15 protein-coding genes and 1 pseudogene are annotated in these 16,763 nt (G+C 71.2%); 11 read left to right on the top strand and 5 right to left on the bottom strand.

What is annotated here, in order from left to right; genetic code table 11:
* The 8 genes and pseudogenes from ONA70_RS25575 to ONA70_RS25540 form a co-directional block, all read left to right on the top strand.
* Positions 1-358, top strand: a pseudogene (locus ONA70_RS25575) (DNA polymerase III subunit gamma and tau); the annotation flags it as partial.
* Between the two features lie 108 nt (positions 359-466).
* Entirely contained in the window at positions 467-775 is a 309-nt protein-coding gene (locus ONA70_RS25570; protein WP_030502117.1) for a YbaB/EbfC family nucleoid-associated protein, read from the top strand.
* Between the two features lie 8 nt (positions 776-783).
* Complete coding sequence (gene recR, locus ONA70_RS25565) at positions 784-1,377, top strand: recombination mediator RecR (protein ID WP_107075412.1); 594 nt, start codon at positions 784-786, stop codon at positions 1,375-1,377.
* A gap of 242 nt (positions 1,378-1,619) precedes the next feature.
* The gene (locus tag ONA70_RS25560; RefSeq protein ID WP_265009031.1) at positions 1,620-3,293 is read left to right on the top strand and encodes an ABC transporter substrate-binding protein; all 1,674 of its coding nucleotides are present in this window, start codon (positions 1,620-1,622) and stop codon (positions 3,291-3,293) included.
* Between the two features lie 90 nt (positions 3,294-3,383).
* Complete coding sequence (locus ONA70_RS25555) at positions 3,384-4,391, top strand: ABC transporter permease (protein ID WP_265009030.1); 1,008 nt, start codon at positions 3,384-3,386, stop codon at positions 4,389-4,391.
* Positions 4,392-4,486: 95 nt separating this feature from the next.
* A complete protein-coding gene (locus tag ONA70_RS25550; protein WP_319958639.1) occupies positions 4,487-5,428 on the top strand; it encodes an ABC transporter permease in 942 nt (313 codons plus the stop codon).
* A 43-nt stretch (positions 5,429-5,471) separates the two neighbouring features.
* Positions 5,472-6,458 carry an ABC transporter ATP-binding protein gene (locus tag ONA70_RS25545; protein ID WP_265009028.1) on the top strand — a complete coding sequence of 329 codons (987 nt, stop codon included), beginning with the start codon at positions 5,472-5,474 and terminating at the stop codon, positions 6,456-6,458.
* Complete coding sequence (locus ONA70_RS25540; protein ID WP_265009027.1) at positions 6,455-7,555, top strand: ABC transporter ATP-binding protein; 1,101 nt, start codon at positions 6,455-6,457, stop codon at positions 7,553-7,555. The genes ONA70_RS25545 and ONA70_RS25540 overlap by 4 nt, the downstream gene beginning before the upstream one ends.
* Positions 7,556-7,605: 50 nt before the next feature.
* Here the strand turns inward: ONA70_RS25540 and ONA70_RS25535 are convergent, their stop codons facing one another.
* Together ONA70_RS25535 and ONA70_RS25530 are read right to left on the bottom strand one after the other, a co-directional pair.
* Entirely contained in the window at positions 7,606-8,097 is a 492-nt protein-coding gene (locus ONA70_RS25535; protein WP_265009026.1) for a hypothetical protein, read from the bottom strand.
* Entirely contained in the window at positions 8,079-8,738 is a 660-nt protein-coding gene (locus tag ONA70_RS25530) for an HNH endonuclease family protein (RefSeq protein WP_265009025.1), read from the bottom strand. The genes ONA70_RS25535 and ONA70_RS25530 overlap by 19 nt, the downstream gene beginning before the upstream one ends.
* Positions 8,739-8,847: 109 nt before the next feature.
* Between ONA70_RS25530 and ONA70_RS25525 the strand changes: the two genes are divergently transcribed.
* Positions 8,848-10,341 (top strand): MFS transporter, encoded by a 1,494-nt coding sequence (locus ONA70_RS25525; protein WP_265009024.1) that lies wholly within the window; start codon positions 8,848-8,850, stop codon positions 10,339-10,341.
* Between the two features lie 111 nt (positions 10,342-10,452).
* On the opposite strand, the gene leuA is transcribed toward ONA70_RS25525, so the two are convergent.
* The 3 genes from leuA to ONA70_RS25510 all read right to left on the bottom strand — a co-directional run bounded on the left by leuA (position 10,453) and on the right by ONA70_RS25510 (position 13,940).
* The gene (leuA, locus tag ONA70_RS25520) at positions 10,453-12,204 is read right to left on the bottom strand and encodes a 2-isopropylmalate synthase (RefSeq protein WP_265009023.1); all 1,752 of its coding nucleotides are present in this window, start codon (positions 12,202-12,204) and stop codon (positions 10,453-10,455) included.
* A 286-nt stretch (positions 12,205-12,490) separates the two neighbouring features.
* Entirely contained in the window at positions 12,491-13,072 is a 582-nt protein-coding gene (locus ONA70_RS25515) for a nitroreductase family protein (protein WP_265009022.1), read from the bottom strand.
* An 85-nt stretch (positions 13,073-13,157) separates the two neighbouring features.
* Positions 13,158-13,940 (bottom strand): hypothetical protein, encoded by a 783-nt coding sequence (locus ONA70_RS25510; protein WP_265009021.1) that lies wholly within the window; start codon positions 13,938-13,940, stop codon positions 13,158-13,160.
* A gap of 248 nt (positions 13,941-14,188) precedes the next feature.
* Here ONA70_RS25510 and ONA70_RS25505 point away from each other — a divergent pair, with 248 nt between their 5' ends.
* Positions 14,189-15,454, top strand: a complete 1,266-nt coding sequence (locus ONA70_RS25505) for an aspartate kinase (RefSeq protein WP_265009020.1) — start codon at positions 14,189-14,191, stop codon at positions 15,452-15,454.
* A gap of 4 nt (positions 15,455-15,458) precedes the next feature.
* Entirely contained in the window at positions 15,459-16,520 is a 1,062-nt protein-coding gene (locus ONA70_RS25500) for an aspartate-semialdehyde dehydrogenase (protein ID WP_265009019.1), read from the top strand.
* Positions 16,521-16,763: the final 243 nt, after the last annotated feature.

Below are 16,763 nucleotides of genomic sequence, written 5' to 3'. Positions count from 1 at the left end.
AGGCGTGGCCAACGGCGCGCCGAAGAGCAGCGCGATCGCGGCCGCCAGGGCGGCCGCGGCGGCCGCCGCCGGGGGCGGGCCGAAGGGGCCGCGTACCGCGCAGCCGGCCCGGCAGACCGCGGACGCCGACTGGGCCGGCGAACCGCCCTACGACCCGGACTTCGACGGCCCGATCCGGCCGGGCGCGGGCCCGGCGGCGCCGGCGGTCCCGGTTTACGAGGGCTTCGATCCGGGCGACGAGCCGCTGGACGACGTGATCGACGAGCGGACCGCCCGGCAGTCCAGCGAGGAGCAGGCGGTGCAGCTGCTCCGCGAGGCGTTCGGGGCCGAGAAGATCGACGAGGTCGACGCGCGCTGAGGCGGGAGCCGACGGCGAGGACAGGGGCCGCCGCCCGACTAGGCTGGGCGCGGCCGATCGGACGAGTGCGAGAAGGAGCCATCCGTGCGCCCAGGTGGACAGCCGAACATGCAGCAGATGCTGAAGCAGGCGCAGAAGATGCAGCAGCAGATCGCCAAGGCCCAGGCCGAGCTGGCCGAGGCGGAGCTGACCGGCACCGCGGGCGGTGGCCTGGTCACCGCCACCGTCGCCGGCACCGGTGAGCTCAAGGCGATCAAGATCGACCCGAAGGCGGTCGACCCGGAGGACGTGGAGACCCTGGAGGACCTGGTCGTCGCGGCCGTGCACAACGCCGCCGAGGCGGCCCGGGAGCTGACCGAGAAGAAGATGGGCCCGGTCGCGGGCGGGATGGGCGGCCTCGGCCTGCCCGGGTTCTGAGCCGGCAGATGTACGAGGGTGCCATCCAGGACCTGATCGACGAGCTGGGCCGGCTCCCGGGCGTGGGCCCGAAGAGCGCCCAGCGGATCGCCTTCCACGTCCTGTCGGCGGATCCGGCCGACGTGAACCGGTTGGCCGGTGCGCTGCGCAAGGTGAAGGAGCTGGTCCGCTTCTGCACCAGCTGCTACAACGTGGCCGAGTCGGAGCAGTGCCGGATCTGCCGTGACCCCCGGCGCACCGACGAGGTGCTCTGCGTGGTCGAGGAGCCGAAGGACGTGGTGGCGATCGAGCGGACCGGCGAGTTCCGCGGCCGCTACCACGTGCTCGGCGGCGCGATCAACCCGCTGGAGGGGATCGGCCCGGACAACCTGCGGATCCGCGAGCTGATGACCCGGCTCGGCGGGGGCGCGGTGCGCGAGCTGATCCTCGCCACCGACCCGAACACCGAGGGCGAGGCGACGGCGACGTACCTGGCCCTGATGGTCAAGCCGATGGGGATCGCGGTGACCCGGCTGGCGAGCGGCCTGCCGGTCGGCGGCGACCTCGAGTACGCCGACGAGATCACCCTGGGCCGGGCGTTCGAGGGCCGCCGGGCGATCTGAGACCGTTCGGATCGTGGAGGGTTGTCGTTCGTGGCGAACGGCAACCCTCCACGTTCTGCCGTGCGGTACGGCTGTGACAGTCCTGTTTGTCAATAGATCACCCGCTGTCAGACCCGGCGGCTTGGTGTCGGCTTGATAGCGATTGCCTAACGGCCGTTCCGCTTCTGTGTGTCGTGTCATAGCCTCCCGCTCACGGACTGGGCCACAACTCGGCGTGGTCATGCGCATGACAGAGGTGAGAGATGCAGGCGAGCAGGCTTAAGGCGGCCATGGCCCTCGCGGCCGCTGCCGCTTTGGCGGTCGGGGCGTCCGGCTGCGCCAAGAGCGAGCGCGACGGGGACGGCGGTGGTGGGGCCAAGACTGGCGGCACCTTCGTCTTCGCGGGCGCCAGCAACCCGAAGAACTTCGACCCGATCTTCAACGACGACGGTGAGTCGTTCCGGCCGATCCGCCAGATGTACGACACCCTGATCCAGAACAAGCCGGGCACGGCCGACCTGCAGGGCGCCCTGGCGGAGACCTGGGAACACGACCCCGAGGGCAAGGTCTGGACCTTCCACCTGCGCAAGGGTGTGAAGTTCCATGACGGCACCCCCTTCAACGCCGCCGCAGTCTGCTTCAACTACGACCGCTGGTACAACATGAAGGGTGCTGCGGCGCAGGCGCAGATGCAGTACTACCTGGACGTCTTCGGCGGCTTCGCGAACAACGAGGCCGACGCCGCCGGCAAGCCGGCCTACAACAAGTGCGAGGCCAAGGACGACAACACCGCCGTCCTCACCCTCAACCAGTACAAGGGCGCCTTCCCCGGTGCCTTCGCGCTGACCGCGTTCTCGATCGCCAGCCCAGAGGCGCTGAAGAAGTACGACGCGGACACGGTCAAGCAGAACGGCGACTCCTTCGAGTACAGCGCGTTCGCCAACGAGCACCCGGTCGGCACCGGCCCGTTCACCTTCGGCGGCTGGGACAAGGCCAAGGGTGAGGTCACCATGAACCGGAACCCCGACTACTGGGGCGAGAAGGCCAAGGTCGACAAGCTGATCATCAAGGTCATCCCGGACGAGAACACCCGCAAGCAGGAGCTGCGGGCCGGCACTGTCCAGGGCATCGACTTCCCGGCCCCGGCCGACCGCAAGGCGCTCGCCGGTGAGGGCTTCAACGTCATCGACCGCCCGGCGTTCAACATCCTCTACCTGGGCATCAACCAGAAGAACCCGAAGCTGAAGGATCTGCGGGTGCGCCAGGCGATCGCCTACGCCCTCAACCGTCAGCAGCTCGTCCAGACCAAGGGCCCGGGTGGCACCAAGGTCGCCGACGAGTTCATGCCGGACACCGTGCTCGGCTACGCGCCGGACGTGCAGAAGTACGAGTACAACCCGGACAAGGCCAAGCAGCTGCTCAAGGAGGCCGGGGCCGAGGGGATGACCCTCAACTTCTACTACCCGACCGACGTCACCCGTCCGTACATGCCGAACCCGCAGGAGATCTTCACCGTCCTGGCCAACGACCTGCAGGCCGTCGGCATCAAGGTCAACGGTGTGGCCCGCCCGTGGAACGGTGGCTACAAGGACGACGTGCAGCAGTTCGGCAAGCACGACCTGCACCTGCTCGGCTGGACCGGTGACTACAACGACCCAGGCAACTTCGTCAGCAGCTTCTTCGGCCGGGGCAAGGCCGAGTTCGGCGACCAGGCGATGACCGACATGTTCGCGGCCATCGCCAAGGCCGACGGCACGGTCGACGAGGCCGGCAAGAAGGCCGCCTGGGAGCAGGTCAACCGGGACATCGCCAGCAAGTGGCTGCCGGCCGTGCCGGTCTGGCACGCCCCGCCGGCCATCGTGGTCACCAAGGACGTCAAGGGTCTGGTCGCCAGCCCGCTGACCGACGAGCGGTTCAACACCGTCAGCGTCGGCTGACACCGCCACTGACGCCGTACACGGAATCGGCCCGGGCCGGGCTTCCCGGCCCGGGCCGACCCCGCTGTTATCGAGAATCTGGTGTGAGAGATGTTGCGAGTCATAGTCCGCCGCCTGCTCCAGCTGGTGGTGACCCTGATAGCCCTGTCCGCGCTCATCTTCATCTGGCTGCGGAACCTGCCCGGCGGCCCGATCGAGGCGCTGCTCGGTGAGCGGGCCACCCCGGAGCGCCGGGCGCTGCTGACCAAGGCGCTCGGCTACGACCAGCCGATCCTCGTGCAGTACGCCAAGTTCATGCAGCGGGTCCTGACCGGCAACTTCGGCAACTCGATCCGGACCGGCGACCCGGTCACCGAGGTGATCGGCCGCGCCTTCCCGGCCACCATCGAGCTGGCCCTGGCCGCCATGATCATCGCAGTCGGGCTCGGCGTGCCGCTCGGTTACCTCGCCGCCCGGCACCGGGGCCGCCTGCTGGACAACCTCAGCATCGCCGGGACCCTGCTCGGCATCTCGATCCCGATCTTCTTCCTGGGCTACCTGCTCAAGGACGTCTTCACCCAGAACATCCACTGGTTCCCGCCCTCGGGGCGGCTCAGCACGGGCGTGGACAACACCAATGTCACCGGGTTCTTCGTCCTCGACGGACTGCTCACCCGGGAGTTCGACGCCACCGCCGACGCGCTGTGGCACCTGATCCTGCCGGCGTTCACCCTGGCCACCATCCCGCTGGCGGTGATCGTCCGGATCACCCGCGCCAGCGTGCTCGACGTGCTCAACGAGGACTACGTGCGCACCGCCGAGGCCAAGGGCCTGCGGCACAAGACCATCCGCGGCCGGCACATCCTGCGCAACGCCCTGCTGCCGGTGGTCACCACCATCGGCCTGCAGACCGGCGCGTTGCTCTCCGGCGCGGTGCTCACCGAGAAGGTCTACAACTGGGGTGGCCTGGGGACGTTGATCACCGACTCGATCAGCGGCGGCCGGGACTACCCGGTCCTCCAGACGCTGATCCTGCTGGCGGCACTGGTCTTCGTGGTGGTCAACCTCCTGGTCGACCTCTCCTACGCCTTCATCGACCCGAGGGTGCGTGTGCGATGAGTGATCCCATCACCCGCCCCGGCGTGGGCGCCCAACGCGACAGCGTCGACCCGGCCGCCGTCGAGGAGAAGCCCGAGGGCGTGACCCCGAGCGCCATCAGCCGGCTCGGCGAGCGCAAGAAGGCCCGGCTGGACGCCCTGGCCCAGGCCAGTGCCGACAAGGGCGGCGTCAGCCTGGTGCGGGACGCGTTCCGCCGGCTGCGGCGCAACCCGGTGGCCATCTTCGGTGCGGTCATCGTCGGCCTCTTCGTCCTGGTGGCGATCTTCGCACCGCTGCTCGCGCCACACGACCCGGCGCAGCGCTTCGACGAGCTGACGAAGAACCTGACGGTCGACAACATCCCCGGGGCCAGCAGCGACTTCCCGCTCGGCTCCGACCCGCTCGGCCGGGACTTCCTGTCGCGGATGATCTACGGCAGCCGGCAGACGCTCTTCGTCGGTGTGGTCGCCACCCTGATCGGTCTGGGCCTCGGCGTGCTGATCGGCGCGCTGGCCGGCGCCTTCGGCGGCTGGATCGACAACATCCTGATGCGCCTCACCGACGTCATGCTGGCCCTGCCGGCCCTGCTGCTGGCGATCAGCCTGGTGGCCATGGCCAGCCGGTCGAGCCAGTGGACGGTCATCTTCGCGGTGGCCATCGTCAACGTGCCGATCTTCGCCCGGCTGCTGCGCGGCTCGATGCTGGCGCAACGGGAGAGCGACCACGTGCTGGCCGCCCGGGCGCTCGGCGTGAAGCAGGGCAGCATCGTGCTGCGGCACATGCTGCCCAACGCGATGACCGCGGTGATCGTGCAGGCCACGCTGACCCTCTCCACCGCGATCCTGGAAGCCGCCTCGCTCTCCTTCCTCGGTCTCGGCGACCCGGACATCAACCGGGCCGAGTGGGGCCTGATGCTCGGCGTGGACGGCCAGCGCTACTTCGAGGTCCGGCCGGAGTTGGCCTACTACCCGGCCGTCGCGATCATCGTCGTCGCGCTCGGCTTCACCCTGCTCGGTGAGGGCATGCGCGAGGCGATCGACCCGAAGAACCGGCGGTGACGGAGATGCGAACGACAGACCAGCACCGTGAGGAAGTGACCCGATGAGCCTGCTCGACGTACGCGACCTGAGCGTGGTGTTCCAGCGCCGCGGTGAGCGGCCGTTCACCGCGGTCGACGAGGTCAGCTTCAGCGTGGAGCCGGGGCAGACCGTCGGCCTGGTCGGCGAGTCCGGCTGCGGCAAGAGCGTGACCAGCCTGGCGATCATGGGCCTGCTGCCCCGCCGGGGCAACAAGGTCAGCGGTCAGGTGATGTTCGACGGCGCCGACCTGCTCGCGCTGCGCCCGGACGACATGCGGGATCGGCGTGGCCGGGACATCGGCATGATCTTCCAGGACCCGCTCTCCTCGCTGAACCCGGTCGTCCCGATCGGGACCCAGGTGGCCGAGGTGCTGGAGCGGCACCGGGGCATGGACCGCAAGGCGGCGCTGAAGGAGGCCCGGGAGCTGCTCGACGCGGTCGGCATTCCGGATCCGAACCGGCGGCTGAAGGAGTACCCGCACCAGATCTCCGGTGGCATGCGGCAGCGCGCGCTGATCGCCATCGCGCTGGCCTGCAAGCCGCGGCTGCTGATCGCGGACGAGCCGACCACCGCGCTGGACGTGACCATCCAGGCGCAGATCCTCACCCTGCTCAAGCAGCTCGTCGACGAGACCGGCACCGCGCTCATCATGATCACGCACGACCTGGGCGTGGTGGCCGGCCTCTGCGACACGGTCAACGTGCTCTACGGCGGCAAGGTCGTCGAGCGGGCCGCCCGGCACGAGCTGTTCGCCCGGCCGCGGCACCCGTACACCCACGGGCTGCTCAACTCGGTGCCGCGGCTGGACTCGCCGCGCGGCGAGCGGCTGCACGCCATCCGCGGCTCGGTGGCCGACAACATCCCGTGGGTCGAGGGGTGCGCGTTCGCGCCCCGCTGCGACAACGTTGTGGACGCCTGCCTGGAGGGCACGCCTCCGCTCGAACCCACCGCGACCGGCGGCGACCTGCGCTGCAACAACCCCGTAACCGAGGAGGTGGCGGTCCCGTGACCGAGGAGCGGACCGGACCACTGGTCGAACTGCGCGACGTCAAGGTCCACTTCCCGATCAAGAGCGGCGTGCTCATCGACCGCACGGTCGGCTACGTCTACGCCGTCGACGGCGTCTCCCTGTCGATCAACAAGGGTGAGACGTACGGGCTGGTGGGCGAGTCCGGCTGCGGCAAGTCCACCCTCGGGCGCGGCCTGCTGCGGCTGGTCGAGCCGACCGACGGTGAGATCGTCTTCGACGGCACCGACGTCCGCTCGCTCAAGGGCGAGGCGATGCGCAAGGCCCGCCGCCGGATGCAGATGATCTTCCAGGACCCGCTGTCCAGCCTGGACCCCCGGCAGTCGGTCGAATCGCTGCTGGTCGAGGGGCTCAAGGCGCACGGCCTGGCCCGGGACAAGGCGGCCACCGCCAGGAAGCTGCGGGACACCCTAGCGGCGGTCGGCCTGCCCGCCTCGGCGCTGAGCAAGTACCCGCACGAGTTCTCCGGCGGCCAGCGGCAGCGCATCGGCATCGCCCGGGCGCTGGTGCTCGACCCAGACCTTATCGTCGCCGACGAGCCGGTCTCCGCGCTGGACGTGTCCATCCAGGCCCAGGTGCTCAACCTGATGGAGGACATCCAGAACGAGCTCGGCCTGACGTACCTGATCATCGCGCACGACCTGGCGGTGGTCCGGCACATCGCGGACACGGTCGGCGTGATGTACCTGGGCGGCCTGGTGGAGGAGGCGTCCAGCGACGACCTCTACCGGGAACCGATGCACCCGTACACCAGGGCGCTGATGTCGGCGGTGCCGGTGCCGGACCCGCAGGTGGAGGACCGGCGCGAGCGGATCCTGCTCGCCGGCGACCTGCCCTCGCCGACGAACCCGCCGGCCGGCTGCCGGTTCCACACCCGCTGCCCGTGGGCCCAGCCGAAGCGCTGTGCCGACGAGCGGCCGGCGCTGCGCGAGGTGCTCGACGGCCACCGGGTGGCCTGCCACTACGCCGAGGACATCGCGGCGGGCCGGATCCGGCCGCACGAGGTGGAGCCGGAGCTGGTCCGGCCGGACGACGGCGCGGCGCCCGGCGACACCGGTGAGCTGATCCCGACCCCGTGAGAACGGCACGAGGCCCCCTTCCCCACCGGGGAAGGGGGCCTCGGCGTGTCTCAGCCCTCGGGGCGGTTGAGCAGGGCCACCGCGACGGCGTGCACGGCGTCCAGTCCGGACGGGTCGGCCAGCGGGGCCTTGCCGCCGGTCACCACGTACCACTCGTCGGCGTCCTTGTACTGCACCCGCAGGGTGATCTGGCCGTCGGCCCACTCGGTACGCAGAGTCAGCTCGCCGGTCACCACGCCGACCTCGTCGGTCATCACCCCGCCCGGGCCGGCCGTGATGTCGGTGGTCCGCTGCTGCGGCCCGCCGGTCGCGGCCGGCGCGCCCTGGCCAGTCGGCGCGGCGGGCGGGGTGGCGTCGGCGGACATGCCCGCCCCGGAGACGTCGGCCGGAGCCGGCGCCGTGCCGTCGGCCGTCATCCCGGCCGAGGTCGGACCGGTCGTGGTCCCGCTGCCGGTCGCCGCGGCGGCGTCCTCGCCCGCGGCGTCCGGCTTCTGCTCCGGCACCGGTGTCGCACCGGCCCCGGTCACGGCTTGCTCGCCCATGTGCAGCCCTCCAACATGTCGGTCAGGGCGGCCTTCTCGGCACTGGTCACCGTCAGCCGCCAGTAGTGCTTGACCGTCACCCAGTCCGCGGCGTACTGGCACCAGTACGACTTGTTCGCCGGCTTCCACTGGGACGGGTCCTGATCACCCTTTGCCCGGTTGGAGCGGAGGGAAACCGCCAGCAGCTGCGGTCGGGTCAGGTCGTTGGCGAAGTCGCCCCGCTTCGAGTCGTCCCACACGTCGGCGCCGGAGCGCCAGGCGTTGGCCAGCGGCACCATGTGGTCGATGTCCACGTCGGCGGGATCGGTCAGCTTCAGCCCGTCGTACGGGCTCTCCCAGCGACCGCCGACCACGTTGCAGCCGGAGAGCTTGATGCTCTCCCCGTCCCGCTGCAGCACGCTGTCCCGGACGTCGCAGTTCTTGCCCGTGTCCCGCCAGTGCGGGAAACGGGACCGGCTGTAGCCCTTCATCGACCCGGCGGACGCGACGGTCAGCTCCCCGAGCTGCTTGTCGATGTTCCCCGCGGCACTCGGCGGCGTGTCCGGCTGGTTGAGTGCCGGATCGCAACCGGCCGCGCCGAGGGCGAGCAGCGCGGCGACCGCGCCCGCCAATCCGGCACGGGCTCCTGATCTCGTACGCACAGACCACACCTCTCCAGCTTGCGGGCTCCGGGGCGAGTCCGCACAGTACCGCGCGGTGGTTTCCGTGATTTGTGGCGTCGGCAGTGGCACCCGGGCAGAGTGGTTACCCATGACCGCACCCGCACCCGCGCTCCGGACCGGCACCGCCGCCGGGCGCGGCACCCTGCTCGCCGCGATCCTCGCCTCCGGCATGGTCTTCCTGGACACCACCGTGGTCAACGTGGCGCTGCCCCGGCTGGGCGCCGAACTCCGCGCGAACGTGGCCGATCTCCAGTGGACCGTGAACGGCTACCTGCTCATGCTCGCCGCGTTCGTGCTGCTCGGCGGTGCGCTCGGCGACCGGTTCGGCCGGCGCCGGATCTTCCTGCTCGGGGTGGCGTGGTTCGCGTTGGCGTCCATGCTGTGCGGGCTGTCCCAGGGCACCGGCTGGCTGATCGGGGCGCGGTTCCTCCAGGGCGCCGGCGGGGCGCTGCTCACCCCCGGCTCGCTCTCCGTACTCCAGGCCAGCTTCCATCCCGACGATCGGGGGAAGGCGATCGGCATCTGGTCCGGCCTCTCCGGGGTGTCCACGGCGCTCGGCCCGCTCCTCGGTGGCTGGTTGATCGACGCGCTCTCCTGGCGGTGGATCTTCTTCATCAACCTGCCGCTGGCGGTCGCGGTGGTGCTCGCGGCGCTGCGGTGGGTGCCGGAGAGCCGGGACGTGAACGCCTCGCGCGCCCGGGCGGGGCGGCGGTTCGACATCGCCGGGGCGCTGCTCGGCGCGCTGGGCCTGGGCGGCATCACGTACGCCCTGATCGACGCCCCGAAGCGCGGCGTCGGCTCCCCGGCGGTGCTGGCGCCGGCGCTGGTCGGGGTGCTCGCCGCGGTGGTCTTCGTGCTGGTCGAGCGGCGGCGCGGGGACGCCGCGATGCTGCCCACCGGCCTGTTCACCAGCCGGCTCTTCTCGGTGCTGAACGTCTTCACCGTGGTGGTCTACGCGGCGCTCGGTGGGTTCACCTTCTTCCTCGCCGTCTACCTGCAGAACGTGGTGGGCTGGTCGGCGCTGCTCACCGGCCTGGCCACCGTGCCGATGACGGTGCTGCTGCTGGTCGGCTCGGCCCGGGCCGGGGCGCTGTCGGCCCGGATCGGTCCCCGGCTGCCGCTCACCGTCGGCCCGGTGATCGCCGCGGCCGGGCTGCTGCTGCTGCGCGGGGTCGGGCCGGGGGCGTCGTACGTGACCGACGTGCTGCCCGGGGTGGCGCTGTTCGGGGTGGGCCTGACCCTGGTGGTGGCGCCGCTGACCGCCTCGGTGCTGGCGGCGGTGGCCGACCGGTTCGCCGGGGTGGCGAGCGGCTTCAACAACGCCGCCTCCCGGGCCGGTGGCCTGCTGGCGGTGGCCGCGCTGCCGCTGCTGGTCGGCCTCTCCGGCACCGGGTACGAGCAGAAGGCCGCGCTGACCGGCGCGTTCCGGGGGGCCATGCTCTGGTGCGCCGGGCTGCTGCTGGCCGGGGCCGCGATGGCCGGACTGCTGATCCACCGCCCGGAGCGGAGGGCCCACGGCGCCCAACCCTGCCCGTCCCTGCCCGCCTCCACGCCGGAAGTGAAAGGAGGGGCCCCCTCTTAACGCATTCGGTAGAGGAAGGGCCCCCTGTTAACACGGGCACCCGGGCGTGGGCGTTAAGAAGGGCCCCCTGTTATGCGCGAAGCGTTAACAGGGGGCCCCTCCTTTCACACCTCAGCCGCGGGCGCGGTTGACGGCGCTGGTGACCGCCTTCACCGAGGCGGTGACGATGTTGGCGTCCGTTCCGACGCCCCAGACGGTGCGGCCGTCCACCTCGCACTCCACGTACGCGGCGGCCTGCGCGTCCCCACCCGAGGAGAGCGCGTGCTCGTGGTAGTCGAGCACCCGTACCGCCACGCCCAGGGACTGCAGCGCGTTGACGTACGCGTCGATCGGGCCGTTGCCGACCGCGGTCAGCGGGCGGACCTCGCCGTCGAAGCCGACGCGGGCCTCGATCTCGACCTTGCCGTCGGCGGTGCCGATGGCGTAGCCGGCCAGGGTGACCGCCGGGTCGACCTGGTGGTCGACCAGATAGTTGCGGGCGAAGATCTCCCACATGGCGCCCGGCTCGACCTCGCCACCGTCGTGGTCGGTGACCTGCTGGACCACGCCGGAGAACTCGATCTGGAGCCGGCGCGGCAGGTCGAGCTGGTGCTCGCTCTTCATGATGTACGCGACGCCGCCCTTGCCGGACTGCGAGTTGACCCGGATGACCGCCTCGTAGGTGCGGCCCAGGTCCTTCGGGTCGATCGGCAGGTACGGCACGGCCCAGGTGAACTCGTCGACCGGCACCCCGGCCGCCGCCGCGTCGGCGTGCAGGGCGTCGAAGCCCTTCTTGATCGCGTCCTGGTGGGAGCCGGAGAAGGCGGTGTAGACCAGGTCGCCCGCGTACGGGTGCCGCTCGTGCACGGGCAGCTGGTTGCAGTATTCGACCGCCCGCTTGATCTCGTCGATGTTGGAGAAGTCGATCATCGGGTCGATGCCCTGGGAGAACAGGTTCAGCCCCAGGGTGACCAGGTCGACGTTGCCGGTGCGCTCGCCGTTGCCGAACAGGCAGCCCTCGATCCGGTCGGCGCCGGCCAGCAGGCCCAGCTCGGCGGCGGCCACGCCGGTGCCCCGGTCGTTGTGCGGGTGCAGGCTCAGCACCAGGCTGTCCCGTCGGGGCAGGTGCCGGTGCATCCACTCGATCGAGTCGGCGTACACGTTCGGCATGGCCATCTCGACGGTGGCCGGCAGGTTGACGATCAGCTTGCGGTCCGGGGTGGGGTCGACCACCTCGATGACCTTGGTGCAGACCTCCAGCGCGTACTCCAGCTCGGTGCCGGTGTACGACTCCGGCGAGTACTCGTAGTGGATGTCGGTGTCCGGGGTGTGGATCTCCGCGTACTTCTGGCAGAGCCGGGCGCCTTGGGTGGCGATGTCGGTGATGCCGTCCCGGTCCAGGCCGAAGACCACCCGCCGCTGCAGCGTCGAGGTGGAGTTGTAGAAGTGCACGATGGCGCGGCGGGCGCCGCGCAGCGACTCGAAGGTCCGGTCGATCAGGTGCTCCCGGCACTGGGTCAGCACCTGGATGGTCACGTCCTCCGGGATCAGGTCCTGCTCGATCAGCTGCCGGACGAAGTCGTAGTCGGTCTGGCTGGCCGAGGGGAAGCCGACCTCGATCTCCTTGTAGCCCATCTGCACGAGCAGCTGGAACATCCGGCGCTTGCGCTCCGGGGACATCGGGTCGATCAGTGCCTGGTTGCCGTCGCGCAGGTCGACCGCGCACCAGCGCGGCGCGGCCTCGACCCGGCGGGTCGGCCAGGCGCGGTCCGGCAGGTCGACCCGGAACTGCCCGTCGTACGGCAGGTAACGGCGGAACGGCATCCGGCTGGGGCGCTGCCGGGCGATCGGATCGGTCTCGGCGTCGGTGACAGGTTGAGCCATCTCGGAGTGCTCCCTGGGGCATGTGGCGTCAGCAGATCGGAAGGTGTCGGCGCAGATGCCCGGCGACGGTGCCGGGGTGCCGAGGAGAAGTTCGGATGTGCTGGACGGCGCGGTTCAACTCCGCGACGAGGTGCCGGCCGATCAGGCCTCGTCGCGGCAGCCAAGGAGAAGGAACGCCCGCCACATGACGGGATCACCCTACGTGGCGGGACGAGCCGTGGGAAGGTGGGTCCGGATTATGGGACCGGAGTCACCCTCGCGGGTTCCAGGGCCGAGTCGATCACGGTCAGTGGAGGAGGAGCGCCGCCACGGGGTGACGGCGGCGGAGGGCCGTCTCCTGGTCGCGGAGGTCGGCGGGGAGGGCGTACGGGTCACCGAGGCGACCGACGGCGGCCACCACCAGGGGCCGGATTCCGAACGCCAGGTCCAGTTCGGTGGCGAGACCACCCCGGTCGAAGTGGCTGACCTGAGTCACGTGCAGCCCGAGCGCGCTGGCCTGGACGGTCAGGTGGGCGATCGCCTGCCCCAGGTCGTACGCGGCCCGCTCGGCGCTCTCGTCGAGGGCGGCGGTATCGGAACCGCCGGCGTGCGCGGCCGCCGGGGACGCGCCCGTGTACGCGCCGACCAGCAGGGCGGAGGCGTGCCGGGCCCAGCGCTGGTCGGGCGCCGGGAGGTTGACCAGGATCCGTTTCCAGGTCTCGTCCTGCCGGTGCCCGAGGGCGAACCGCCACGGCTGCGTGTTCCCGGCCGAGGGCGCCCAGCGGGCGGCCTCCAGCAGGGAGGCCGCCTGGTCCCGGGTGAGCTCCGCGTCCGGGTCGAAGGCCCGGGGACTCCAGCGGAAGGCGAGCAGCGGGGTGAGGTCGGCCATGAGGTGAAGCGTCCCTCATGGGCCTTTCACCCGCTCGAAGGGCTGGGTCAGATGTGGTTAAGAGCACCCGTAACGGACAAGTGGGTCACGGCGTTCCGGAGCTCGGGCTGCTCTCGAGCGTCGGCGCCTCCCGCCCCACCGGGTCGCCGTCGGTGACCGGGCCGGCGAGCTGCACGGTGGCCGGCGCCGGCCCTGGCTCGCCGGCCAGCTTCAGCGTGCCGAACGCGGCCCGGACCGCCGTCGGCGTGCCGTCCGGCCGGTAGCAGTAGATGCCCACGTCCAGCGGCGCGTTGAGCGAGGCCGAGGTCGACTCGACCGAGTAGCACTGGCCGGTCGCCCCGGCTGGCGGGGTGGCGGGCGAGACCGCCAGCGGCGCCCGGCGGTCGGTGAGCACCTCCAGCCAGTCGGTGAACGGGTGCTGCACCCGGGGATCCAGCCTCCGGGGCACGCTGTCGTCCTGGTCGCCGAGGCGTACGCAGCTCGGCGGCGCCGAGTGGCCGGCCGAGGGGAGCGCGCACTGGAACAGCCCGTCGGCGGTGGCGGCGAGCGAGACGTCCACCGTGCCGCCCTGACCCCAACCGGGCACGTCCACCCGCCAGGTGCCGTCGTTCGCGCTGGTCACCGTGATCGTCCGATCCGGTCCGTCCGCCGTGGCAAAGGTGTAGGCGGCGGTCAGGTGTCGGTCCTGGGCGGCGGCGGCGAGTGCGGCCAGCTCGTCGCGGGCGGCGTCCACCTCGGCGGGAGCCGGGTCGGCGGTGCCGGTCGGGGCGGGCGTCGGCGGGTCGGTGGTGCAGGCGGACAGCAGCGCCGAGAGGGTGATCGCCAGGGCGCCGGTCAGTCGCCGGCCCGCGCGAGGGTGAGCGTGCACCGGGACATTCTGCGGCGCGCGCCCGCGTCCGGGGACCCGCCGTACGGCTGTTGTCCCGGCGTGTCGCGGCAGGCGCGACGGGCCCGTCCGCCGCTGGTGAGCCGCCCCACGCCAGGCCGGATGGTGGGATCACCCGACCCCGTGCGGCACGTGGCCCGATACCCTGGGGTGGTCTGACACACGCCGCCGGACCGAATCCCGGCGGCGTCGGCACGCTCAGGGTCGTCGCTGGGAGGGAGTGCACCGTCGTGGCACTCGTGGTGCAGAAGTACGGCGGGTCCTCCGTCGCCAACGCCGAGCGGATCAAGCGGGTGGCCGAGCGGATCGTGGCCGCCCGGAAGGCCGGCGATGACGTGGTGGTGGTGGTCTCCGCGATGGGGGACACCACCGACGAGCTGCTCGACCTGGCCAACCAGGTCAGCCCGCTGCCGCCGGGCCGTGAGCTGGACATGCTGCTCACCGCCGGGGAGCGGATCTCCATGGCGCTGCTGGCCATGGCCATCCACAACCTGGGGTACGAGGCCCGCTCGTTCACCGGCTCGCAGGCCGGCGTGATCACCACCTCCGTGCACGGCAGGGCACGGATCATCGATGTCACCCCGGGTCGGCTCAAGGGCGCGCTGGACGAGGGCGCGGTCGTCATCGTGGCCGGCTTCCAGGGTGTCTCGCAGGACACCAAGGACGTCACGACTTTGGGTCGGGGCGGGTCGGACACCACCGCCGTGGCGCTGGCCGCCGCACTCGACGCGGACGTCTGCGAGATCTACACCGACGTGGACGGCGTGTTCACCGCCGACCCGCGGATCGTGTCGAACGCCCGGCACATCAAGAACATCACCTACGAGGAGATGCTGGAGCTGGCCGCCTGCGGCGCCAAGGTGCTGCACCTGCGCAGCGTCGAGTACGCCCGGCGCGCGGGGTTGCCGATCCACGTCCGTTCGTCATACTCGACCAACACCGGCACGATGGTCACCGGATCGATGGAGGACCTTCCTGTGGAACAGGCACTGATCACCGGGGTCGCCCACGACCGCAGCGAGGCGAAGATCACCATCGTCGGGGTGCCCGACGAGCCGGGCGCCGCCGCGAAGATCTTCGAGACCGTGGCCGGTGCCGAGATCAACATCGACATGATCGTGCAGAACGTGTCCACCGAGGGCACCGGGCGCACCGACATCTCGTTCACGCTGCCGAAGACCGACGGCGCGACCGGCATGGCGGCGCTCAGCAAGATCCAGGAGGCGGTCAAGTTCAAGGGCCTCCTCTACGACGACCACGTCGGCAAGGTGTCGCTGATCGGTGCCGGCATGCGCTCGCACCCGGGCGTCGCGGCCGGCTTCTTCGCGGCCCTCGGCGCGGCCGGCGTGAACATCGAGATGATCTCCACCTCCGAGATCCGGGTCTCGGTGGTCTGCCGGGACACCGACCTGGACAAGGCGGTCCGGGCCATCCACGACGCCTTCGACCTGGGCGGCGACACCGAGGCCGTGGTCTACGCGGGCACCGGGCGGTAGCCGCATGTCGTCGCTGCCCACCCTTGCCGTGGTCGGGGCGACCGGTGCCGTCGGCACCGTGATGTGCCAGCTCCTCTCCTCCCGGCGCAACGTGTGGGGGGAGATCCGGCTGCTCGCCTCGGAGCGCTCGGTCGGGCGGAAGGTGCAGTGTCGGGGCGAGGAGTTGACCGTCCAGGCGCTCACCCCCGAGGCGTTCGACGGCGTCGACGTGGCGATGTTCGACGTGCCGGACGAGGTTTCCGTGGCGTGGGCGCCGGTCGCCGTGTCCCGGGGCGCGGTGGTGGTGGACAACTCCGGCGCGTTCCGGATGGACCGTGATGTCCCGCTGGTCGTCCCCGAGATCAACCCGGAACAGCTGCGCAACCGGCCCAAGGGGATCATCGCCAACGCCAACTGCACCACCCTGGCGATGATCGTCGCGGTCGCTCCGCTGCACCGCGAGTACGGGCTCCGTGAGCTGGTGCTCGCGTCGTACCAGGCGGCGTCCGGGGCGGGGCAGGCCGGCGCGGACGCGCTGCACGCCCAACTCGGCAAGATCGCCGGAGATCGGGTGCTCGGCTCCCGCCCGGGTGACGTGCGGCAGGCGGTCGGCGACGAGCTGGGCCCCTTCCCGGCCCCGCTGGCGCTCAACGTGGTGCCGTGGGCGGGCTCGTTGGCCGACGGCGGCTGGTCGTCCGAGGAGCTGAAGATGCGCAACGAGTCGCGCAAGATCCTCGGGCTGCCCGACCTGAAGGTCTCCGCCACCTGCGTACGGGTGCCAGTGGTGACCGGCCACTCGGTCGCGGTGCACGCGGTCTTCGCCACCGAGGTGGACGCCGAGGGCGCCCGCGAGGCGCTGCGCAACGCGCCCAGCGTGATCCTGGTCGACGACCCGGCGGCAGGCGAGTTCCCGATGCCGATCGACGCGGTCGGCACCGACCCGTCCTGGGTCGGCCGGATCCGCCGCGCCGTCGACGACCCGCGTGCCCTCGACCTCTTCGTCACCGGCGACAACCTCCGCAAGGGCGCCGCCCTCAACACCGCCCAGATCGCCGAACTCCTCGCCCAAGACCTCACCCACCCCTAACCCGCCACCCCCGCCCGTAGGGCCGCCCGCCGCCCACCCCGCCCGTGGGCCGGCGATCTCACAGTTCCGGTGCCGACAAATCGGCGCGAAGAAGGCAAAAAGCCAACCCGAAGTGCAAGATCGCGCAGGCGGGGGCGGGCGGGGCGGACGGGGCGGGGGCGGGATGGGGGTTAGGCGGCGGCTAGGTGGACGCCGTCGCGGCCCTGGCGTTTGCCCTCCTCTCCGCGCTGACCGAGGGCTCGG

This window comes from Micromonospora yasonensis, assembly GCF_026013475.1.
GTDB classification, from domain to species: domain Bacteria; phylum Actinomycetota; class Actinomycetes; order Mycobacteriales; family Micromonosporaceae; genus Micromonospora; species Micromonospora yasonensis.
This window is presented reverse-complemented; position numbering and strand designations above follow the sequence as displayed.

What these genes read in the sequence shown, in the direction of transcription:
- ONA70_RS25570 (WP_030502117.1), top strand. Translation starts at nt 467, where the DNA reads ATGCAGCAGATGCTGAAGCAGGCGCAGAAGATGCAGCAGCAGATCGCC.
- recR (WP_107075412.1), top strand. Translation starts at nt 784, where the DNA reads ATGTACGAGGGTGCCATCCAGGACCTGATCGACGAGCTGGGCCGGCTC.
- ONA70_RS25560 (WP_265009031.1), top strand. Translation starts at nt 1,620, where the DNA reads ATGCAGGCGAGCAGGCTTAAGGCGGCCATGGCCCTCGCGGCCGCTGCC.
- ONA70_RS25555 (WP_265009030.1), top strand. Translation starts at nt 3,384, where the DNA reads ATGTTGCGAGTCATAGTCCGCCGCCTGCTCCAGCTGGTGGTGACCCTG.
- ONA70_RS25545 (WP_265009028.1), top strand. Translation starts at nt 5,472, where the DNA reads ATGAGCCTGCTCGACGTACGCGACCTGAGCGTGGTGTTCCAGCGCCGC.
- ONA70_RS25535 (WP_265009026.1), bottom strand. Translation starts at nt 8,097, where the DNA reads ATGGGCGAGCAAGCCGTGACCGGGGCCGGTGCGACACCGGTGCCGGAG.
- ONA70_RS25525 (WP_265009024.1), top strand. Translation starts at nt 8,848, where the DNA reads ATGACCGCACCCGCACCCGCGCTCCGGACCGGCACCGCCGCCGGGCGC.
- leuA (WP_265009023.1), bottom strand. Translation starts at nt 12,204, where the DNA reads ATGGCTCAACCTGTCACCGACGCCGAGACCGATCCGATCGCCCGGCAG.
- ONA70_RS25515 (WP_265009022.1), bottom strand. Translation starts at nt 13,072, where the DNA reads ATGGCCGACCTCACCCCGCTGCTCGCCTTCCGCTGGAGTCCCCGGGCC.
- ONA70_RS25500 (WP_265009019.1), top strand. Translation starts at nt 15,459, where the DNA reads ATGTCGTCGCTGCCCACCCTTGCCGTGGTCGGGGCGACCGGTGCCGTC.